The 20092-nt window shown below is 61.7% G+C and carries 18 protein-coding genes; 12 read left to right on the forward strand and 6 right to left on the reverse strand.

Annotated features, from left to right (window positions below; all coding sequences use genetic code 11):
* Window positions 1-104: 104 nt before the first annotated feature.
* On the forward strand, window positions 105-611 hold the full coding sequence (locus AC3EMP_RS20125) for a DUF2314 domain-containing protein (RefSeq protein WP_023711464.1): 507 nt from the start codon (window positions 105-107) through the stop codon (window positions 609-611).
* Here the strand turns inward: AC3EMP_RS20125 and AC3EMP_RS20130 are convergent.
* Window positions 601-1560 carry a LysR family transcriptional regulator gene (locus AC3EMP_RS20130; RefSeq protein ID WP_023711463.1) on the reverse strand — a complete coding sequence of 320 codons (960 nt, stop codon included), beginning with the start codon at window positions 1558-1560 and terminating at the stop codon, window positions 601-603. The two genes, AC3EMP_RS20125 and AC3EMP_RS20130, sit on opposite strands and share 11 nt — an antisense overlap.
* Before the next feature lie 102 nt (window positions 1561-1662).
* Here AC3EMP_RS20130 and AC3EMP_RS20135 point away from each other — a divergent pair, with 102 nt between their 5' ends.
* From AC3EMP_RS20135 to AC3EMP_RS20145, 3 genes are read left to right on the forward strand one after another with little or no spacing between them, the layout of a single operon-like run.
* Window positions 1663-1836: a hypothetical protein gene (locus AC3EMP_RS20135; protein WP_023711462.1), complete on the forward strand. Its 174-nt coding sequence runs from the start codon at window positions 1663-1665 to the stop codon at window positions 1834-1836.
* A 28-nt stretch (window positions 1837-1864) separates the two neighbouring features.
* The gene (locus AC3EMP_RS20140) at window positions 1865-2473 is read left to right on the forward strand and encodes a class I SAM-dependent DNA methyltransferase (protein WP_023711461.1); all 609 of its coding nucleotides are present in this window, start codon (window positions 1865-1867) and stop codon (window positions 2471-2473) included.
* The gene (locus AC3EMP_RS20145) at window positions 2470-3354 is read left to right on the forward strand and encodes a DMT family transporter (protein ID WP_023711460.1); all 885 of its coding nucleotides are present in this window, start codon (window positions 2470-2472) and stop codon (window positions 3352-3354) included. The genes AC3EMP_RS20140 and AC3EMP_RS20145 overlap by 4 nt, the downstream gene beginning before the upstream one ends.
* A gap of 20 nt (window positions 3355-3374) precedes the next feature.
* Here AC3EMP_RS20145 and AC3EMP_RS20150 read toward each other — a convergent pair whose 3' ends face one another.
* Window positions 3375-4316: a phosphoribosylaminoimidazolesuccinocarboxamide synthase gene (locus AC3EMP_RS20150; protein WP_352711991.1), complete on the reverse strand. Its 942-nt coding sequence runs from the start codon at window positions 4314-4316 to the stop codon at window positions 3375-3377.
* A 163-nt stretch (window positions 4317-4479) separates the two neighbouring features.
* On the opposite strand from AC3EMP_RS20150, the gene AC3EMP_RS20155 reads away from it, so the two are divergent.
* The 5 genes from AC3EMP_RS20155 (at window position 4480) to AC3EMP_RS20175 (ending at window position 7990) form a co-directional block, all read left to right on the forward strand.
* Window positions 4480-5451: a DUF3592 domain-containing protein gene (locus AC3EMP_RS20155; RefSeq protein WP_352711984.1), complete on the forward strand. Its 972-nt coding sequence runs from the start codon at window positions 4480-4482 to the stop codon at window positions 5449-5451.
* A gap of 27 nt (window positions 5452-5478) precedes the next feature.
* Window positions 5479-5979, forward strand: a complete 501-nt coding sequence (locus tag AC3EMP_RS20160) for a hypothetical protein (RefSeq protein ID WP_352711983.1) — start codon at window positions 5479-5481, stop codon at window positions 5977-5979.
* Window positions 5980-6003: 24 nt separating this feature from the next.
* Window positions 6004-6609: a hypothetical protein gene (locus AC3EMP_RS20165; RefSeq protein ID WP_352711982.1), complete on the forward strand. Its 606-nt coding sequence runs from the start codon at window positions 6004-6006 to the stop codon at window positions 6607-6609.
* A gap of 130 nt (window positions 6610-6739) precedes the next feature.
* The gene (locus AC3EMP_RS20170) at window positions 6740-7204 is read left to right on the forward strand and encodes a DUF488 domain-containing protein (protein ID WP_352711981.1); all 465 of its coding nucleotides are present in this window, start codon (window positions 6740-6742) and stop codon (window positions 7202-7204) included.
* Window positions 7205-7990 (forward strand): hypothetical protein, encoded by a 786-nt coding sequence (locus tag AC3EMP_RS20175; RefSeq protein ID WP_156933979.1) that lies wholly within the window; start codon window positions 7205-7207, stop codon window positions 7988-7990.
* A gap of 70 nt (window positions 7991-8060) precedes the next feature.
* On the opposite strand, the gene AC3EMP_RS20180 is transcribed toward AC3EMP_RS20175, so the two are convergent.
* Entirely contained in the window at window positions 8061-11825 is a 3765-nt protein-coding gene (locus AC3EMP_RS20180) for a vitamin B12-dependent ribonucleotide reductase (protein ID WP_352711980.1), read from the reverse strand.
* Window positions 11826-12558: 733 nt separating this feature from the next.
* On the opposite strand from AC3EMP_RS20180, the gene gltX reads away from it, so the two are divergent.
* Window positions 12559-13932, forward strand: a complete 1374-nt coding sequence (gltX, locus tag AC3EMP_RS20185; RefSeq protein ID WP_352711979.1) for a glutamate--tRNA ligase — start codon at window positions 12559-12561, stop codon at window positions 13930-13932.
* Here gltX and AC3EMP_RS20190 read toward each other — a convergent pair.
* Window positions 13850-15046: a DUF2865 domain-containing protein gene (locus tag AC3EMP_RS20190; RefSeq protein ID WP_023690148.1), complete on the reverse strand. Its 1197-nt coding sequence runs from the start codon at window positions 15044-15046 to the stop codon at window positions 13850-13852. The two genes, gltX and AC3EMP_RS20190, sit on opposite strands and share 83 nt — an antisense overlap.
* A gap of 203 nt (window positions 15047-15249) precedes the next feature.
* Here AC3EMP_RS20190 and AC3EMP_RS20195 point away from each other — a divergent pair, with 203 nt between their 5' ends.
* Complete coding sequence (locus tag AC3EMP_RS20195; protein ID WP_352520278.1) at window positions 15250-15870, forward strand: DUF1287 domain-containing protein; 621 nt, start codon at window positions 15250-15252, stop codon at window positions 15868-15870.
* A gap of 5 nt (window positions 15871-15875) precedes the next feature.
* Here AC3EMP_RS20195 and AC3EMP_RS20200 read toward each other — a convergent pair whose 3' ends face one another.
* Both AC3EMP_RS20200 and AC3EMP_RS20205 read right to left on the reverse strand, forming a co-directional pair.
* Window positions 15876-18200, reverse strand: coding sequence for an NADP-dependent malic enzyme (locus AC3EMP_RS20200; protein ID WP_488494661.1), 2325 nt, complete (start codon window positions 18198-18200; stop codon window positions 15876-15878).
* 159 nt (window positions 18201-18359) lie between these two features.
* A complete protein-coding gene (locus tag AC3EMP_RS20205) occupies window positions 18360-19139 on the reverse strand; it encodes an SDR family oxidoreductase (protein WP_023699356.1) in 780 nt (259 codons plus the stop codon).
* Between the two features lie 120 nt (window positions 19140-19259).
* Between AC3EMP_RS20205 and AC3EMP_RS20210 the strand changes: the two genes are divergently transcribed.
* Window positions 19260-20075 (forward strand): UDP-2,3-diacylglucosamine diphosphatase, encoded by an 816-nt coding sequence (locus tag AC3EMP_RS20210; protein WP_352536841.1) that lies wholly within the window; start codon window positions 19260-19262, stop codon window positions 20073-20075.
* The last annotated feature ends 17 nt before the right edge of the window (window positions 20076-20092 follow it).

A 20092-nucleotide genomic window follows, 5' to 3' on the forward strand; every position in this document is an offset into this window, starting at 1 on the left:
GGTTGAATTTTCAGCGTCTCGCTAACGATCCGCTCACTGTGTCCTTTAGCGGTATCGCAACAGCCTTCCGGTAACGTGCCCGTGATCGGGTTTCGGAGGGGTCCATGCGCAATCCAGTTGTGGCTGTCGCTCTTGCCGCCGCTGTCGGCTACGGGTTTTTCAGCTCGCTCGGCCACATGCCGGGCGGAAGTGGCACTTCGCTGGCCGAGTCGAAGCAGAACGTCGTGTCCTATTCCACCGAGGACAATGCGATGCAGGCCGCCAAGGACAGCGGCCGCTCGACCCTCAAGCGCTTCCACGAACTGATGGACGCCGGCACACCCGGCACCTACACGGTAAAATTCCCGCTGACCCAGAACGGCGCCACCGAGCATATCTGGCTGCAGCTGGTCGGCTACAGCGACGGCTCCTATATCGGCCTGCTCGCCGACGTCCCGGTCAATGGCAACAAGTACAAGATGGGCGACAGGATGACGGTGACCGAGGCCGACGTCGAGGACTGGATGATCAAGAACGGCAAGGTGATCTATGGCGGCTACACCACGCGCCAGGCGCTTGCGGATATGCCGAAGGAACAGGTTGCAAGATACGGGTTGACCTTCAAGGACTGAGGGTTGAGGCGGGGGCGAGTTTTATCGCGGTGCCTAGAGGGCTGTCGCGCTTTTCGCGTTCGCGTATCTCTGCCGTCTGCGCCAGCACCCAGTCGCGAAACACCTTGATTTTGGGCGCGTTGCGGCGGCTCTCCAGATGCACCAGCCAATAGCCGTCGCCGTCCGATCCAAGCACGCCGAATGGCTGTATCAACTGGCCCTTTTCCAACAGGGCGCTGTAAAGGTTTTTGGTCAGGATCGCGGCGCCCTTGTCGGTCAGCGCCGCCATCGCATCATAGGCCTGCGTACCCAGTTTCGGGCCAGCGATGACGCGATCGGGCTCGAACGGCACGCCGGCAGCCTTGAACCAGATTTCCCACCAGGGATCGTCGGCACAGCATAGCGGCAGTTGGTAGAGATCCTCGGGGCGGTGGATGCCGCCGACGCTTTCGGCGAGTCTCGGGCTGAGCATCGGCGTATAGTCCGCCTTGAACAGATAGTGAGCCGTCAGGCCCGGCCATTTTCCACTGCCGGTGCGAATGCCGACATCCATGTCGCCGCGCGTGAAATCGACCAGCCCGTGCGATGTATTCACCTTCACGGCAAGATCGGGATGCATCAGCTGGAATGTTCCAAGCCATACGGCCAGCCAGTTCGATGCGAAGGTTTCCATGGTCGTCACCGACAGCACGCCGGTCGCTCCACCCTTGGTGGCGACCCATGCGTCGGCCAGGGTCGAGAACGCGCCTGTTGCGTGCGGCGCCAGCTGCTGTCCGGCCTCGGTCAGCGCGATCTGCCTTGTTTTTCTTATGAAAAGCGGCGTTCCGGCACGTTCTTCCAGCACCTTTATCTGATAGCTGGCAGCTGATTGGGTCATGCCGAGTTCTTCGGCTGCCTTGGTGAAACTGCCCAGCCGGGCCGCGGCTTCAAAGACTCTGATGGCTCCTAATGGTGGTAGTTCCCAGCTCATGACGCATCAATCCCGCTGATGCATACTACGCGACGTTCGATTGGAAACCAAGCCCGGAAAACGGCATGCTGCATTCATCGGATCAAACTGGAGGATACGGCAATGACCACCGCCATCGCTCTCTACAACACGCTTCGCCGCCCGGTGCTCGACCTCTTCACCGCGCCGTTCAGGCCTCGCAAGCGCGGCCTGCTCGACCGCCGCTCGCTGTCGGACCATTTCCTCAGGGATATCGGTATGCTTGACGGACGCGTGCCTCCCGGCACCATTGGCTAAGCAAGCTCTTTGACCAGGGGAGGGAAAGATGACTGTGTTATCCGAGGATCTGGCGAAGAGCCGACAAACGATCAACGCCTATGAGGACTATGCCGAACGCTACGACGCTCTGGTGCGGCACGTTCCGAACCAAAGAGAACAGAACTGGCTAAAGCGCCTGGTGAAGATCGCCGGCAAAGGTGGCCGGATTCTGGAAGTCGGTTCGGGACCCGGATACGATGCGGACTTCGTTGAAGGGCTCAGTGTCCAGGTTCGGCGCACAGACGCAACGAAGCGGTTTCTCGAGTTGCAGGCCGCACGCGGCAAGCATGGTGAGGTTCTCGATCTCATCACCGACGATCTCGGCGGCCCCTACGACGCGGTGCTCGCATTGTGCGTCCTGATCCACGTGCCGCGCGAGCAGGCCGACCAGGTGCTTGCCAAGATTGCCGGGTCGCTGCGGCCGGGCGGCGCCTTCCTCGTCTCGATGCGCATTGGCGATGGCGAGAAGAGCGGCGAATATCATACGGTCTACTGGCGCAGGGACGACTTCGCGGCCCGCCTTGAAAACGCCGGGCTGGTCCTTGTCGGAGACGAATTCAACGTCGGCCGCGATCGCGAAGAGTGGACCACCTTTCTGGCTGTGATGCCGTCATGACGCGCCGCGGACTGTTTTTGTTCGTGCTGCTCAGCCTCCTGTGGGGCATTCCCTATTTGTTGATCAAGCTGGCGGTTGCCGAGGTGTCGGTGCCCTTCCTGGTCTTTGCCCGAACAGCCGTCGGCGCCCTGGCGCTGCTGCCCTTCGTCCTTGTCCAGCGCAGTTTCGGATGGCTGAAGACACATTGGCGGGCGGTCGCCGCATTCTGTCTGGTCGAGATGATCCTGCCATGGGGGCTGATCACCCATGGCGAAGTCAGCATCGACAGTTCCACCGCCGGACTGCTGATTGCCATGACGCCGGCCGTAACCGTCGCGCTCTCAAAGCTGATGGGCTCGGATGAGCGGCTGGGGATACGCCGCTGGACTGGCCTTTTCCTCGGTTTTGCCGGTGTCTTCGTGCTGGCGCTGCCGACCTTGGGTGGCGGACTTCTCGCGGTCGTCGAGATTCTCATGGCCGCAGCCTGCTATGCCTCGGGTTCGATCATCGCGTCGCGCTGGCTGAACGATGTGCCGGCTACCTCGCTGACGGCAGTCTGTCTGGCAGGGGCCGCGCTGATCTACGCCGTGCCGGCGGCGTTGGCCTGGCCGGCGGCCAGGCCGTCGACAACGGTGGTTGGCGCAATCCTCGGTCTTGGCGTGTTTTGCACGTCGATTGCCTTCGCCACCTATTTCCTGCTGGTGCGGGAGATCGGCCCCGAACGGGCGGTCGTCATCACTTATGTGGCGCCCGCCGTCTCCGTGGCAGCCGGCGTGCTCGTCCTTTCGGAGCCGCTCGATATCGGCATTGTCGCGGCCTTCGCGCTCATCCTGTGCGGATCATATCTCGGCACGTGGCGCGCTCCGCCAGAACCGTCCGTGTCCGCGACCTCGGCAAGTTGACTGGCGGCCGCCAGCCGCCGTCAGAAATAAGGGCGCAGGTTCTCGCGAATGCGGTCCAGCACCGTCTTTCCCGATCTATCAGCGGTGAAGGTCTTGCCGGTGATGGTCTCAAAGGCCTGCGTATAGACACGCGACGTCTGCTCGATGAGTTCGGCGGGGATTTTCGGAATACGGTCCTTGTAGGGATCGCAGCGCGCGGTCACCCAGGCGCGAATAAAGTCCTTGTCGAAACTTTGCGGCCGCTCGCCTGCCTTGAAGCGCTCCTCATAGCTTGCCGCAAGCCAGTAGCGGCTGCTATCGGGCGTATGGATTTCATCGGCAAGGATGATAGTGCCATCCTTGTCCGTGCCGAACTCGTATTTGGTGTCGACCAGGATCAGGCCGCGCTTGGCGGCCAGCGCCTTGCCGCGCGCAAACAGCGCCAGCGCATAGCGCGAGACTGTGTCCCATTGCTCTTCCGACAACAGGCCGCGCGTCAAAATCTCGTCGCGCGTCAAGGGCTCGTCATGACCGCCATCGAGCGCCTTGCTGGTCGGTGTGATGATGGCCTGCGGCAGCTTCTCATTGTCGCGCAGTCCGTCCGGCAGGCGGATGCCGTACATATCGCGTTCGCCGTTCTTGTATTTCGTCAGCACCGAAGTGCTGGTGGTGCCGGCGAGATAGTCGCGAACAACGATTTCCACCGGCAGAATGTCGAGCCTGGTGCCGACAACGACATTGGGGTCGGGATAATCGAGCACATGGTTTTGGCAGATGTCCGCCGTTTCCTCGAACCAGTAGCGCGCCGTCTGCGTCAGCAGCTCTCCCTTGAGCGGTATTGCGGTCAGGATCACATCGAAGGCGCTCAGCCGGTCGGTGGCGATGATGATGCGGCGGCCATCCGGCAGATCGTAATTCTCGCGGACCTTGCCTTTGTAGTGGTTCGGGAGTTCCGGAATGAAGGCATCCGAGAGAACGCGCAGTGCTGTCATCCTGGTCTCATGGCTCCTAACAGTTTGGGCGACTCTTAACAAAGTTGAGGGGGCTTCGATACCCGAGGAAGGGCGGTTCGTCCTTTGCGAATAATCAAGACATTGCCTTCGCCGTGCTATCTATTCGCAGCTTCCGGCACTCCTGGGGGACGCGGTGGACGTAGAGCTCAAATTTCTGATTGTCGGGTTTGCCTGCGCGATCGCGGGCGGTCTGTCGTTCATCACCTTCGTCAAATGGCGCGAGGTGCAGGCGATGAGCCACTGGCTGCCGGCGCCGGGCAAGATCATCTCGTCGCGCGTCGAGGCGCGTGAAGTCAGAAGGTCGGGCGTCGGCTCGGACAGCAGCGACACCACCGAGATGCGCAATTTTCCGGCGATCACCTTCGAATACAAGGTCGGTAAAAAGAAATTTCAAAGCTCGCGCTACAGCGTGAAGGAGAATCTGGGGAATTTCGAAGTCACCGAAACCCTGGCGCAGTTTCCCACCGGCGCTGAAGTGACCGTCTTCTACAATCCGGCCGATCCGGGCAAGGCCGTGATCGAACGCACCCTGCCGGACGGCGCCTTCAAGTTCATGGTCAAGCTCTCGGCCGGGCTGGTGATCGGCACGGTGGTGTTGGTGTTTTCGCTCGGTGGCGTGCTGGAGGCGATCCGGCCGCACCTGCCCAAGCCGCAGAACCTCGGCGCCGGAGCGCTGCTGCTGTTCATGGGCCTGATGATCCTGCGCATGGCCTTCGTCCAGAAGTCGCTTGCCGAGCAGGCGGCAAAATGGCCGGTCGCCCCCGGCCGCATTGACTCCTCGGGCCTGCAGACGCTGCGAAACTACAGCAGCCATCGACGCTGGAGCACCGTCTTCAAATCCCGCATCGTGTACAGCTACGGCGTCGCAGGCCAGCACTACACCTCAGACCGCGTCACCTTCGGCGCCACGGTCACCGCTTCAATGCCCGGCCTCGTCAGCGGCCAGGCGCGCAGCTATGCCGAGGGCGGCAAGGTCGACGTGCATTACGACCCAGCCAACCCCGCCTCGGCAGTGCTCGAATGCAGGGTGCGCGGGCTTTGGCTGCTGTGGGTCTGTTCGGCCGTGTTTTTGGGCGGCGCGGCTTGGCTGGTCGGTTTTATCTGAGGCGCCACTTTCATGACGAGACATCCAATGATCGTTCGCAGGCTGGCCGTCGTTTGCCTGGCTCTGCTCGGCGCCGTGCAGGCAGCGAGCGCAAGAGAGTGTCTGCTAAGCCACGCCACCTACCGCGAGCCGCGTTCGGGCGCGGTGTTGCAATTCCGGCCGCTCGACAATGAACCGGCGGCACTGACGGCCGAAGTGTTTTCGGTGACCGTGCCCAACACCGACACGCGCTTGCCGGCCGACATCACCTGGACCAATGGCAAAAATTCGCTTCCGCTCGGCACCATCCACCACGCCTGCACCGACGACGACCGCGAAGCGGGGCTGGAGGACGGCAGCGGTCTCTGCCGGATATGGATGGGCCAGGTCTATGCCTTGACCGGAGGCGGCGCCGAGCAGCTGAATTCGCGCGAAGCGACACCGGCGCCCAAAGGGCTTTGCTGCCCGATTTCGGCGCGGCCTTCACCGAATTTGCCGATTTCGCCAATGCCAATCCGGACGGCTCGGCCTGGGACGCCTTCACTTTGACAGGATGCAGCGATGAATAACGCCATGAGACCGATTGTCTGGATCTGCACGCTGTTTGCCTCGGCGACGATATCAGCCGCAGCGCGGGCGGACGAGCTGGCGCCATCGCGCCCGCCGATCGACAAATGCGTCTGGGAAAAACTGACCGACAAGACGGTCGGGCTGGCCGCCTGGGTGCAGCGCTGCGATTTCGGCTTCCGCCAGATCCATTTCGAATTCGCCGGCAATGCGCTCGCCATCAAATACAGCGACGGCGGCGCGCCCGATCCGCTGGTCGTGGTGTTCGACATCAAATCGGGCGAAACCGCCGAGGCCGCGGTGCTGCGCCTGTTGCTGGAAAAGACCGACAAATCAGTCAGCGCTCGCTGCGTACTGGCGCCTTATACGCAGGGCACCGTGCCCGCCGGCGTCAAGCGCTACACATTCAACCCCGACGCCGCCTACGCCAAGGAGCTGCAGGCGCTCGCCAGTGATGAAGTTCCCGAACCGCCCTGCGGCGACTGGGGCGAAATGCCCGACGGCATCCAGTACTTCGAGGTGCCGGCGGGCGAGGGGCGGAGGGTGCTGTTCGTTCGGGCGGGGCAGGACGAGCCGTTGTTCGACGAGCAGACGCTGCGGATGTTGCCGTAGGGTCTATGTGCGCGAAACCGACTGTAACCGTGCCGTGCGCCCTGACCTGCGCGCTAATGGTTGATCGTGCGTCACGCTTCGGACAAGTTTGATCGCCTATGACCACTACAACAGACAATGAGATGTACCAATGGCGCTGCTGACGATTGGCTATGAAGGTTCTGAAATTGACGACTTCGTATCCGTACTGAAGGCGGCGAAGGTCGAATTGCTTGTCGACGTGAGAGATCTACCTTTGTCGAGAAAACCAGGCTTCTCCAAAAATTCGCTCAGGAACCATCTCGAAAACTCTTCGATCGACTATAGGCACACAAAAATCCTTGGTGACCCCAGAGAGGGGCGGTTGGCTGCTCGGAGCGGTGATCGTCCGCGGTTTGAACGCATCTTCAGAAACCATATCGCAAATGAGGCAGCCGGGAAAATTATCCGTGAATTAGCACTGCAGGCGGAGACAAAGAACATTTGTTTAATGTGTTTTGAAAGGGATCACAAAGACTGCCATCGATCGATTATTTGTGAAGAGATATTGAAAGTTAAGAAGAGTTCAATTAAAAATATTGGTGTTCCGAAGGGCTTTCGTCTAAAGGCTGCGTGATTGGCATCTCTCTCTCGGCGTGACTCTGCAGTGATTTTGGTAAAGGCAGCGCCACGAGTTGGAGAAACTCACGGCGAGCTGGTCTGTTGTGCAGGGCTAGATTTCAGCGGTAACTGGATTCGGCTATATCCAGTAGCTTTCCGGACGCTAGAAGATGCTCAGAAGTTCGGTCGGTGGGATACCATTGAGTACGGCTGGAGCCTTCCTAAAGGCGACCAAAGAAGAGAGAGCCGAAGGCTAGAGCATAAATCTCTCGTAATAACAGGCAGTTTGTCCGAAAAATCACGGGCTCAATTCTTAGCGCGGCATGTCGTTCCTAGCCTCAACACTGAACTGGAGGAAGGTCGAAGTCTGGCGCTTGTTCGACCGAAGAATGCTGAATTCGTGATTGAAAAAAAAGATCGCGCTACATTTGAGGACGAGAAAGCGCGATTTCGTATGTGGCATGACCAGGAGGCTAATAGCCTGTTTGGATTTCTGGATAAGAGCTTAGTTCCGTATGAGCCGGCTCCATTTCTTTTCAAATATAAATACGAAACGATGGACGGGTTGCGGGAAGGAACTTGTCAGGATTGGGAGATAGAAGCCACTTTTCTCAAGTGGCAACGGCTCTATGGCGAGACCGACACGCTTCAAAAGATGACCGAAAGATTTGGGGTTGAGTACTCGAGAAAAGGTTTTGTTCTCGCGATGGGTACTCACAAAGCCTATCCGCAATGGCTAATTAATGGCGTGATCCGGCTCGACCACGGAGTTGAGAACGAAATCCAACAATCGCTTTTTTAAAGGCCTATACGAAATCGGCCCGATCTTGCGACCGGGCCGATGATGTTGCGTTTTAGCGCTAGGACTTTCCTCAGCTGCACCCGCTCGTCGATCCACAAGTATCGCACTTCTCGCAGGTTCCGTTCCGCACCATGGTGAAGTTGTGGCATTCCGAGCATTCGTTGCCGGTGTAGCCTTGCATCAAGGATTGCTGACGCCGCGTAGAGGCAAGCGCCTTTGCCTCGGCCGCTTCTTTCGCTGCTTCGTCGGTGAACAACCCGGTGGGGTCGGCAGCCTCCTCGGAAACAATATCTTCGACCAATTCCTTGGCTCGCTCCTCATAGTCGCGCTTGTAGGCGATGGCTTCGTCGCTTGCTGGTTTAAGCGCCAACACGTTGGAGCCTGAGAACGCAGTTGGAGTGACCCGGGCAGGGGCCGCGGCAGGTGATCCAGCAAAGCCCTTGGGTTCGCCACCTAAGCCCGACACCAACTTCACTGGTGACGCGCCGCGGGTAAGACCCTTCGAGAACGGCGTCGCCTTGCCTTCGTTGATGCCGCGTCCGAGCGCCGTCTTGTCGAAATCCGACTGGTCGACATGGGCGAGGTCGTGGCGGCCGAGGTAGGACACAGCGAGCTCGCGGAACACATAGTCGAGGATCGACGTCGCATTCTTGATGGCGTCATTGCCCTGCACCATGCCGGCCGGCTCGAACTTGGTGAAGGTGAAGGCCTCGACAAATTCCTCGAGCGGCACGCCATATTGCAAGCCGAGCGAAATGGCGATGGCGAAGTTGTTCATCATCGCCCGGAAAGCAGCGCCTTCCTTGTGCATGTCGATGAAGATCTCGCCGATGCGGCCGTCATCGAATTCGCCGGTGCGTAGGTAGACCTTGTGGCCGCCGACGACTGCCTTCTGGGTGTATCCCTTGCGGCGGTTCGGCAGTTTTTCACGATCGCGGTAGAGGCGTTCGATGACGCGTTCGACGATCTTCTCGGTCACTTGCACGGCGCGCTGTGAAGCGGGCGCCGCGATCAGCTGCTCGACCGCGTCGTCCTCGTCGTCCTCGCTGTCGGCGAGCAGCGACGAATTCAGCGGCTGCGACAGCTTCGAGCCGTCGCGGTAGAGCGCGTTGGCCTTCAGCGCCAGCTTCCACGACAGCATGTAAGCGCCCTTGGCGTCTTCCACCGTCGCATCGTTGGGCATGTTGATGGTCTTGGAGATGGCGCCGGAGATGAAGGGCTGTGCCGCCGCCATCATCTGGATGTGGCTGTTGATGGACAGCGAGCGCTTGCCGATCTTGCCGCACGGGCTGGCGCAGTCGAACACCGCCAGATGCTCGGCCTTGAGGAAGGGCGCGCCTTCCAGCGTCATCGCACCGCAGACATGGATGTTGGCGGCTTCGATGTCCTTCCTGGAGAAGCCGAGCGCCGGCAGCATCTCGAACGAGAAGTCGTTGAGCTGCTCATCGGTGAAGCCGAACGTCTCCTTCACCCAGTCGGCGCCGAGCGTCCACTGGTTGAAGACGAACTTGATGTCGAAGGCCGACTTCAGTGCTGCATTGAGCGCCGCGATCTTGTCGTCGGTGAAGCCCTTCGCCTTGAGCGAGCCGGGGTTGACCGCCGGCGCCTGGTTCATGTTGCCGTGACCGACCGCATAGGCCTCGATCTCGGCGATCTGGCTTTCTGAGTAACCCAGTGTGCGCAGCGCTTCCGGCACGGCGCGATTGATGATCTTGAAATAGCCGCCGCCGGCAAGCTTCTTGAACTTCACCAGCGCGAAGTCGGGCTCGATGCCGGTGGTATCGCAATCCATGACCAGGCCGATCGTGCCGGTCGGCGCAATCACGGTCGCCTGCGCATTGCGGTAGCCATGCTCTTCGCCGAGTTCGATGGCGCGGTCCCAGGCAGCCTTGGCGTGCGTGGCCAATTCCTGCTGCTTCAGGTCGGACGCGACCAGCGGCACCGGATTGACGGCGAGCTTCTCGTAGCCCTGTTTCTCGCCATAGGCGGCACGGCGATGGTTGCGCATGACGCGCAGCATGTTCTGGGCATTGCGGTCGTAATCGGCGAAGGCGCCGAGCTCGCCGGCCATCTCGGCCGAAGTGGCATAGGCAATGCCGGTCATGATGGCGGTGAGTGCGGCGCAGATGGCGCGGCCCTCGTCGGAATCATAGGGAATGCCAGACGTCATCAGCAGGCCGCCAATGTTGGCATAGCCGAGGCCGAGCGTGCGGTACTCGTAGGACTGCTTGGCGATCTCCTTCGACGGGAACTGCGCCATCATCACCGAGATTTCGAGGACGACGGTCCACAGCCGCACCGTGTGCTCATAGGCGGCGATGTCGATCGTGCCATCGGCATTGCGGTAGGGCAAAAGGTTGATCGAGGCGAGGTTGCAGGCCGTGTCGTCGAGGAACATGTATTCCGAGCACGGGTTGGAGGCCCGGATCGCACCGGCCGAAGCGCAGGTATGCCAGTCGTTCATCGTCGTGTTGAAATGCAGGCCCGGGTCGGCCGACGCCCAGGCGGCGTAGCCGATCTTTTCCCAGAGGTCGCGAGCCTTGAGCGTCTTCAAGACCTTGCCGTCCTTGCGGGCGGTGAGGTGCCAATCGGCGTCGTCCTCGACGGCGCGCAGGAAATTGTCCTTCAGCGACACCGAATTGTTGGAGTTCTGGCCGGAGACGGTGAGGTAGGCGTCCGAATCCCAGTCGGTGTCGTAGGTCTTGAACGACATCGCGGTGTAGCCCTGCTTGGCGAACTGGATGACGCGGTAGATGTAGTTCTCCGGCACCGCCGACTTCTTGGCCGCCTTGATCTCGCGCTTCAGCGCGGTGTTGATCGACGGGTCGAAGCAGTCGTCATCATGGCCTTCGCAGTTGATGCAGGCCTTCATGATCGCTTCGAGATGTTTTTTCACGATCTTGGAGCCGGTGACCAGCGACGCCACCTTCTGCTCTTCATTGACCTTCCAGTCGATGAATTCCTCGATATCGGGATGGTCGGCGTCGACAATGACCATCTTGGCCGCACGACGCGTGGTGCCGCCCGACTTGATGGCGCCCGCCGCGCGGTCGCCGATCTTGAGGAAGCTCATCAGGCCGGACGAACGGCCGCCGCCCGACAGCTTTTCGCCTTCGCCGCGCAGCATCGAGAAATTGGAGCCGGTGCCCGAGCCATATTTGAACAGACGCGCTTCACGCACCCACAGGTCCATGATGCCGCCTTCGTTGACGAGATCGTCCTGCACGCCCTGGATGAAGCAGGCATGCGGCTGCGGATGCTCGTAGGAGGACTTCGACTTGGTCAGCTTGCCGGTAAACGGGTCGACATAATAGTGGCCCTGGCTCGGGCCATCGATGCCGTAGGCCCAGTGCAGGCCGGTATTGAACCATTGCGGCGAGTTCGGCGCAACGCGCTGGGTGGCGAGCATATAGGCGAGTTCGTCGCGGAAGGCGCTGGCGTCTTCTTCCGACTTGAAGTAGCCGCCCTTGTAGCCCCAATAGGTCCAGGTGCCGGCCAGCCGGTCGAAGACCTGGCGGGCGTCGATTTCGGAACCGTAGCGCTCGGCTTCCGGCAGCTTGGCAAGCTCGGCCTCGTCGGCGACGGAGCGCCACAGGAAGGAGGGGACGTCGTTCTCCTCGACCTTCTTCAGGCGCGCGGGCACGCCGGCCTTGCGGAAATACTTCTGCGCCAGGATGTCGGCGGCAACCTGCGAGAACTGCGCCGGCACATCGATATTGTCCAAGCGGAACACCACCGAGCCGTCCGGATTCTTGATCTCCGAAAGCGCCTTGCGGAATTCGATCTCCGCGTAAGCTGATTGGCCTGGCTTGGTGAAACGACGCTCGATGCGCATTGGTCCGGTCCCTTTTGTCTATATATAGCGCTTTTCCCTGGGGATTTCTGCCCCCAATGCGAAACGCGCATGTCCGCCGTCTGCCGGCGTTCGAAAACACCGGCTCTCCTCGTGGCAGTCTTCGTCGCCTTGCTGGTCGAACTTCTTGCGAAGCCGCTGTTCCAACTCTGCGCCGAACCCTGCGGGTCCCTCAAAACTGAATTTTTTCCTCAATTCCCTCGACCGAGGGAAATTCACACTATCTAGCGTCGAACCTGCCTGCAAACACTAAATATAGTGTTAACAGACAATTTATTCCAGTCCGACAAATCTCCCTTTTCGCTCCCGAAGCCCCCACGATCCAACGCTTCCGCCAGCCTCGTAAACAGGCGGAAATCATGGCCAAAACGCACAAAATCCGGGAAAAATGACCGGGCTCGAAACTCTCCGGTCGCGCCCTCAACAAGAGCACATGGCACATAAAGGGCGACTCGGTTTGCGTCGTCAAGGATTCGTTTGCGTAGCTTTTGTGACCCCAACATCTTGTGTGTCACATATGTGGATAACGGGGACAAAAAGCGGCTGAGGAAAGCCCGATTCTGCCGGCGTGGACCGCTGGTGAGCGGTTCACCCGAGACAGGCCCGGCCGGATTCTGGCTCACAGCCTTTTCATTTTAGCTGGCGTGCATTATGTCTTTGGCGTCGCGCGGGGGCGCGTCTTGTCAATTCCAAGAGCATCCGTTACGCCCCGCCCATGACAGTTACCGTCCGTTTTGCCCCCTCACCAACCGGCCGCATTCATATCGGCAATGCCCGCACCGCCTTGTTCAACTGGCTGTTTGCCATGAACAACAAGGGCCGTTTCATCCAGCGCTTCGACGACACAGACATTGCCCGCTCGAGGCAGGAATTTTCCGACGCCATCCTCTACGACCTGCACTGGCTGGGGATTTTTCCCGACGCCACCGAATACCAGTCGCGGCGCTTCGAAACTTACGACGCGGCGGTGGAGCGGCTGCAGAGAGCCGGCGTTGTCTATCCCTGCTACGAGACCCCCGAAGAACTCGACCTGCGCCGCAAGGTGCGCCGCACGCGCGGCCTGCCGCCGGTCTATGGCCGCGAGGCGCTGGCGCTTTCGCAGCAGCAGATCGCCGAATACCGCTCCGATGGCCGCCGGCCGCACTGGCGCTTTCTGCTGCCGAATTTCACCAGCGATCCGCTGCAGCCCGAGCGCACCGAAGTGCACTGGAACGATCTGGTGCGCGGCGAGGAAACCGTCGATCTGGCCTCACTGTCCGATCCGGTGCTGCGGCGCGAGGACGGCACTTATCTCTACACGCTGCCTTCGGTCGTCGACGACATCGAGATGGGCGTCAGCCATGTCATCCGCGGCGACGACCACGTCACCAACACCGGCGTGCAGATCGCGCTGTTCAAGGCATTGGGCGCCGAGCCGCCTGTCTTCGGCCACCACAATCTCTTGACCACGGCCTCGGGCGAGGGCCTGTCGAAGCGCAGCGGTGCGCTGTCGATCGAAAGCCTGCGCGAGGAGGGCATCGAACCGATGGCTGTGGCTTCGCTGGCCGTCCTTGTCGGCACCTCGGAAAATGTCGCGGCGGTGCATGACATGCCGGCACTGGCCGCGCGCTTCGATCCCGCCGCCACGTCGAAATCGGCGGCCAAATTCGACCCGGACGAGCTGTTCGTGCTCAATCGTGCGCTCATGCACCACATGCCGTTTTCCGAGGCGCAGGATCGGCTGATCGTGCTCGGCATCTCCGGCGACAAGGCCGAGCCGTTCTGGCTGGCGGTGCGCGGCAATCTCGACCGGCTGAGCGACGCGGTCGGCTGGTGGCGCATCCTTGCCGACGGCCCGCGGCCGGCGCCGGAATTTTCCGACGAGGATCGCGACTTCCTGCAGCAGGCCTTCGACCTGCTGCCGGAAGAGCCGTGGACCGGCACGGTCTGGAAAGACTGGACGGCCAGGATCAGGGAAGCCAGCGGCCGCAAGGGCAAGGCGCTGTTCATGCCGCTCAGGTTGGCCCTTACCGGACTTGCTTCCGGGCCGGAGCTTGCAGATCTATTGCCGCTGCTGGGTCGGGAAGGAACGCTGGCCCGACGACCCTGACCTTGCGCTGGTCCGGCGGGATCAGCGACACCGGCGACACCACCGGCTTGACGGCAAGGCGCTTGATGGCGGCGCGGTCGAGCCCGCCTTGTACGTTCGCCAGCGTCTCCGGATCCGCGCCCGGATCGGGTTTGGCCGCCGGCACCGGAATGAATGGCGTTGTCTCGGTATCAGGCTGCGATTGCTCGGGCGGTGGCGGGTTGCCGCCGATGATCTCGAAATTTCCGGCCTGCGCATTGCAGCCACAAGCCAGCGGCCGCGACATGTTGGGCTGTTTGTAGAGATAGGCGGTCGGCAACTCGCTGTAGGGCCTGCCGGTCACCGACGACGTCATGTTGGCCGAATCGTCTTCCATGCCGCGCGAATAGAACACCTGCATTTCGGTGCCGGGGCAGCTCGATTCGCAATTCTTCTGATCGCGCTCGAAATCGCCGAGCGAAGCCGAGTTCGACATCGGGAAGAAATAGCCGTCGCAGGTGCGCACGCAGCTCGTATGGAACTCGCCGCCGACCGTCGGGAAATCCGGCACGCCGGGCTGATTGAGCACCCGGCGCACATTGCGCTCCTCGCCGGGATCATCGGGCTGATCGAGCGTGTCGATCTGCCGGTTGCCGCCGAAAAGCTGGTCGAACAGATTGCCGTCGTCGGGTTCGCGGCTGGCTTCCTGCAGCGGCTCCCGGCGCGGCGCGGGCTCGTCGCGGCAGCCATTGGCGTCGAGCGCGGCCAGGATGCGGCCGCGGTCGCCCCGCGAGCCGCCGCCGGCAAGCTGCGCGCGCTTGGCTTGCAACGCATCGAGATTGGCGTTCATGCGATCGATGCTGCTGTTCAGCGCAGCACATTGGCTGACATTGCGCGAAAACAGCGAAAACCCGCAATTCGCATCGCTCGCACGACCGCGCACCTTTGATAGCTGTTCGAACTGGCGGGAGATGGCCTTGTCATACTTCCGCACCATGCTGGAATTGCCGCCGCCATTCGATGAAGAAGCAAGCTCGGCTTCCAGTTGACGGCAAACGCGGGAGGCGGCCTGCGGTTCAGTGGTGGCGACGGCCGAAAGCACAAGCGCTCCGAGCAGCGCAGCCAGGTGCTTCAGCCTCCATCGTCCGCCCGTCATTGCCCGAACCCCGCTTGCCTGCCTGTCTACCGGATTCGCCGTTAACCGTTCCCTCAATCTACAACCAAAGATGGTCTTAGCCCATAGACGCGTTGCAGGAGGCGTTTGGATAGAGCGGCAACTGTGCGATCTCACCGCTGCATGAAAAAGGCGCAATCGCCCCGGAATTATCCCACGATCCAGCAATGCCCCGGGGAGCTGGCATGATCGCGATTACCCGTCGAACCGCGCTGCAGTTCGGTCTGTTGTGCCTGGCGGCGCCCGCCGCCCGGGCGCAGGAAAATCCAGCCGCTCCGGACTGGCGCAGCAAATTGGTCGAAGCCGCGCGTGAGCAGATCGGCGTCACCACCTTCTACGACCCGGCCTATGTCCGCCTCGACTATCCCGGCGGCGATGTCGCGCCGGATAGGGGCGTGTGCACGGATGTCATCGTGCGCGCCTATCGCCGCGCCTTCAATCTCGACCTGCAGAAACTGGTGCATGAGGATATGGCCGCCAATTTCGCCGCCTATCCCAAGACCTGGGGCCTGAAAGCGACCGACCGCAACATCGACCACCGACGGGTCGGCAATCTTGCCGCATTTTTCGGGCGCAAGGGAGTTTCCTTGCCCGCCAGCGAGTATCCTCCCGACTTTCAGCCGGGCGATATCGTCACCCAGATGCTGCCCGGCAACCTGCCGCACATCGTCATCGTCTCAGCCGAACGCTCGGCGGACGTGCCGGAACGAGCGCTGGTCATCCACAATATCGGGGCGGGCGCCCGCGAGGAGGACACGCTGTTCGCCTTCAAGCAGACCGGGCATTACCGCTTCGCGCCTGCGTGAGAAACTCAGCCGAAATGAACCACCGCCTGCGCCTTGTGCGCCGCCTCGACCACCGCGAGCGCCGTCATATTGACGACGCCGCGCGACGTCACCGACGGCGTCAAAATATGCGCCGGCTTGTCGGTGCCAAGCAGGATCGGGCCCACATGCAGCGCATCCATCATCGTGCGCAGCGCGGTCAGCGTGATGTTGGCGGAGTCGAGGTTGGGGAACACCAGGAGATTGGCTTCGCCCTTCAGCCGCGAATGCGGATAGACGCGCTGGCGCAGATGCTCCGACAGGGCTAAATCGGCATGCATCTCGCCATCGCATTGCAGGTCGGGCGCAACGCGCGCCAGGATCGCCGCCGCCTGCCGCATCTTCAGCGCGCTGGGTGAATCGCGCGAGCCGAAATCCGAATGCGACAGCAGCGCTGCCTTCGGCTCGATGCCGAAGCGCTGGATTTCCTCGGCCGCCAGAATGGTCATTTCGGCGATCTCCTCGGCCGTCGGGTCGACCGAGACATGGGTGTCGGTGAGGAAGATGATGCCGCGTTGCGAGATCAGCATCGACAGCGTCGACAGGTCGCGGTCCTTGACGCCTGCGCGTGGTCCGATGACCAGCGTCACATTGCGCAGATGCCGCTCGAAACGACCCTCGAGGCCGCAGATCATGGCGTCGGCATCGCCGCGCTTCAGCGCCAGTGCCGCAATCACCGTATTGTCGGTGCGCACCATGGTGCGCGCGGCCTCCGTCGTCACGCCGCGCCGGCCGGCAAGCTCGATCAACAGGTCGACATAATGGCGGTAGCGCGGATCGTCCTCAGGGTTGATCAGGCCGAAATCGACGCCCGGCTTGATACGCAGGCCGTAGCGCTTCAGCCTGACCTCGATGACATGCGGGCGGCCGATCAGGATCGGCTCGGCAATGCCTTCCTCCAGCACCACCTGGGCTGCGCGCAGCACGCGCTCGTCCTCGCCGTCGGCATAGATGACGCGCTTGGCGGTCGACGCCTTGGCCGACGAAAACACCGGCTTCATCACCAGGCCGGAGCGGAAGACGAAGCGGTTGAGCTGGTCGATATAGGCGGCGAAGTCGGTGATCGGCCGGGTCGCGACGCCGGTGTCGCAGGCAGCCTTGGCCACCGCCGGCGCGATGCGCAGGATCAGGCGGGGATCGAAGGGCGAGGGGATAAGGAAGTCGGGTCCGAAGATCGGCGTCTCGCCGGAATAGGCGCGGGCGGCGACGTCGGATGGTTCCTCGCGGGCAAGGGCAGCAATTGCCCTGACCGCGGCCATCTTCATCTCCTCGTTGATGGCGCTGGCGCCGCAGTCCAGCGCACCGCGGAAGATGTAAGGAAAACAAAGCACGTTGTTGACCTGATTGGGAAAATCGGAACGGCCGGTGCAGATCATCGCGTCGGGACGGGCGGCGCGCGCGACCTCCGGCATGATCTCGGGATTGGGGTTGGCCAGCGCCAGGATCAACGGCTTAGGCGCCATATGATCAAGCAGTTCCGGCTTCAGCACGCCGGCGGCCGACAGGCCGAGAAAAACGTCGGCGCCAGGGATCACATCGGCCAGCGTGCGCGCCTCGGTGTCCTTCACATAGGGGTCTTTCCAGCGATCCATCTCGTCGGTGCGGCCCTTGTAGGCGACGCCGAAGCGGTCGGTGACCCAGATATTCTCTACCTTGGCGCCAAGCGAGACCAACAGGTTGAGGCAGGCGAGCGCTGCCGCACCGGCGCCTGAGGTGACGATCTTGATGTCGGAAATGGTCTTGCCGGCGAATTCCAGCCCGTTGAGCACGGCGGCGGCGACGATGATGGCGGTGCCATGCTGGTCGTCATGGAAGACGGGAATGCCCATGCGGGCCTTCAACTGCGCCTCGACCTCGAAGCATTCGGGCGCCTTGATGTCCTCGAGATTGATGCCGCCGAAAGTTGGCTCCAGCGCCGAGATCGTCTCGACCATGCGCTCTATGCCCGGCGCATCGATCTCGATGTCGAAGACGTCGATGCCGGCGAATTTCTTGAACAGCACCGCCTTGCCTTCCATCACCGGCTTGGAGGCGAGCGGGCCGATATTGCCGAGGCCGAGAACGGCCGAGCCGTTGGAGACGACGCCGACCAGATTGGCGCGCGCCGTGTAGTCGGCGGCGGTCGCCGGATTGTCGCGGATTTCGAGGCAGGGGGCGGCAACACCAGGCGAATAGGCCAGCGCCAGATCGCGCTGGTTGCCGAGCGGCTTGGTTGCCTGAATCTCGAGCTTTCCCGGCCTTGGATGCTTGTGGAAGTAGAGGGCGGCTTCGTCGAGGTCCGAACGTGCCGTTTTCTTGTTCTCGCCTTCCATGCGGCCGCTCCCTCAAACCTGCTTTGCAGCCTTTTAGCACGCAAAAATGGTTTTTCGCGACGCCAAATAACGCAAGGGCGGCTAAAACAACCGGGGCCGAAAAGACCGAATTATTTCAAACGGTTGCGCGGAAATCCTGCTGAGGATGCACTGAGCCCTTCAGAACGCGCTGACATAGAGGCCGCCATCGACCGGGATGTTCTGGCCGGTGAGATAACCGGCATGGACCGAGCACAGAAAGGCGCAGATCTGGCCGAACTCTTCCGGCGTGCCGAGCCGCTTGGCCGGAACGTCGGCGCTGATGCGGGTCTTGCGCGCTGCGGCCGCTGCCGGGTCTTCCATCGTGCCGGCCTCATGCGGGCCGCGCAGCCGGTCGGTGTCGAGCTTGCCCGGCAGCAGGCTGTTGATGGTGACGTTGCGGTCGATCACCGTGCGCGCCACGCCGGCCAGGAACGAGGTCAGCCCGGCTCGCGCGCCGGACGACAGATCGAGGCCGGGAATCGGGACGTAGACCGACAGCGAGGTGATGTTGACGATGCGGCCGAAGCCGCGCTTGGCCATGCCGTCGATCACGGCCTGCACCAGTTCGATCGGCGTCACCATGTTCTGCGTCACGCCTTCGAGGATCTTTGCGCGGTCGAGTTCGCGGAAATCGCGCAAGGGCGGGCCGCCATTGTTGTTGACCAGGATATCCGGGTCGGGGCAGGCGGCAAGGAGCGCGTTCTGCACGTCGGGTTTCGAGACGTCGCCGACGATCTCGGTCACCTTCACGCCGTAGCGTTCGCGCAGTTCGGCTGCGGTTTTTGCCAGCAGCTCGGCATTGCGGCCGTTGACGACGAGATCGCAGCCGGCCTCGGCCAGCGCCATGGCGCAGCCGCGGCCCAGCCCTTTGCTCGATGCGCAGACGATCGCCTTCTTGCCCTTGATGCCCAGATCCATGACGATTTTCTCCTGTGAATGGCGCGGCACGCTAGCCCTTTGGCTGGCCCAATCGCAACCGTCATACGGTTGTTGCATGAATCGGGGCATAGCCTGCGCGAAAGCAACGGTGACGATCTGATGTCCGGTACAGAAACCCGCACTTTCCGCAGCATGTTCATATCCGACCTGCATCTCGGATCGAAGGCGGCCAAGGCCGAGTTCCTGATCGATTTCCTGCGGTATCACGACGCCGATATCATCTATCTCGTCGGAGACATCGTCGACGGCTGGCGTCTGCGGCGCAGCTGGCATTGGCCGCAGAGCCACAATGACGTCGTCCAGAAACTGCTGCGCAAGGCGCGCAAGGGCACCTCGATCACCTATATCGCCGGCAATCACGACGAATTCGCGCGCCAGTTCCAAGGCGTGCATTTCGGCGGCATCGTCGTTGCCGACCGCGCCATCCACGAAACCGCCGATGGCAGGCGCCTGCTGGTCATCCATGGCGACCAGTTCGACACCGTCGTCCACAATGCACGCTGGCTGGCCTATCTCGGCGATTACGCCTATGACGCGGCGATGCTGGTCAACCGCGCGGTGACGAGGCTGCGCCACCTGCTTGGGCTTCCCTACTGGTCGTTCTCGTCCTGGGCCAAGGTCAAGGTCAAGAAGGCGGTCAACTTCATCGGCTCGTTCCAGACCGTGCTGACCGAGGAGGCCCGCCGCTCGCACGTTGACGGCGTCATCTGCGGCCACATCCATCACGCCGCGATCGAGACTTATGAGAATGTGCAGTACATCAACACCGGCGACTGGGTGGAGAGCTGCACGGCGGTGGTCGAACATTTCGACGGCAAGATGGAGATCATCCACTGGGCGCTGGTGCTGCCCGAAGCACCGGACGAGCCGTTCATCCCGCTGCTCATCGAAGACAGGGTCGTCGAAGCGGCATAACCCTCCTGTTAATCGAC

It is taken from the genome of Mesorhizobium sp. P160219 (assembly GCF_057786095.1).

What these genes read in the sequence shown, in the direction of transcription:
- AC3EMP_RS20200 (WP_488494661.1), bottom strand. Translation starts at nt 18,200, where the DNA reads ATGGAAGGCGAGAACAAGAAAACGGCACGTTCGGACCTCGACGAAGCC.
- AC3EMP_RS20195 (WP_352520278.1), top strand. Translation starts at nt 15,250, where the DNA reads ATGATCGCGATTACCCGTCGAACCGCGCTGCAGTTCGGTCTGTTGTGC.
- AC3EMP_RS20170 (WP_352711981.1), top strand. Translation starts at nt 6,740, where the DNA reads ATGGCGCTGCTGACGATTGGCTATGAAGGTTCTGAAATTGACGACTTC.
- AC3EMP_RS20145 (WP_023711460.1), top strand. Translation starts at nt 2,470, where the DNA reads ATGACGCGCCGCGGACTGTTTTTGTTCGTGCTGCTCAGCCTCCTGTGG.
- AC3EMP_RS20190 (WP_023690148.1), bottom strand. Translation starts at nt 15,046, where the DNA reads ATGACGGGCGGACGATGGAGGCTGAAGCACCTGGCTGCGCTGCTCGGA.
- AC3EMP_RS20135 (WP_023711462.1), top strand. Translation starts at nt 1,663, where the DNA reads ATGACCACCGCCATCGCTCTCTACAACACGCTTCGCCGCCCGGTGCTC.
- AC3EMP_RS20140 (WP_023711461.1), top strand. Translation starts at nt 1,865, where the DNA reads ATGACTGTGTTATCCGAGGATCTGGCGAAGAGCCGACAAACGATCAAC.
- AC3EMP_RS20180 (WP_352711980.1), bottom strand. Translation starts at nt 11,825, where the DNA reads ATGCGCATCGAGCGTCGTTTCACCAAGCCAGGCCAATCAGCTTACGCG.
- gltX (WP_352711979.1), top strand. Translation starts at nt 12,559, where the DNA reads ATGACAGTTACCGTCCGTTTTGCCCCCTCACCAACCGGCCGCATTCAT.
- AC3EMP_RS20130 (WP_023711463.1), bottom strand. Translation starts at nt 1,560, where the DNA reads ATGAGCTGGGAACTACCACCATTAGGAGCCATCAGAGTCTTTGAAGCC.
- AC3EMP_RS20165 (WP_352711982.1), top strand. Translation starts at nt 6,004, where the DNA reads ATGAGACCGATTGTCTGGATCTGCACGCTGTTTGCCTCGGCGACGATA.
- AC3EMP_RS20125 (WP_023711464.1), top strand. Translation starts at nt 105, where the DNA reads ATGCGCAATCCAGTTGTGGCTGTCGCTCTTGCCGCCGCTGTCGGCTAC.
- AC3EMP_RS20205 (WP_023699356.1), bottom strand. Translation starts at nt 19,139, where the DNA reads ATGGATCTGGGCATCAAGGGCAAGAAGGCGATCGTCTGCGCATCGAGC.
- AC3EMP_RS20210 (WP_352536841.1), top strand. Translation starts at nt 19,260, where the DNA reads ATGTCCGGTACAGAAACCCGCACTTTCCGCAGCATGTTCATATCCGAC.
- AC3EMP_RS20160 (WP_352711983.1), top strand. Translation starts at nt 5,479, where the DNA reads ATGATCGTTCGCAGGCTGGCCGTCGTTTGCCTGGCTCTGCTCGGCGCC.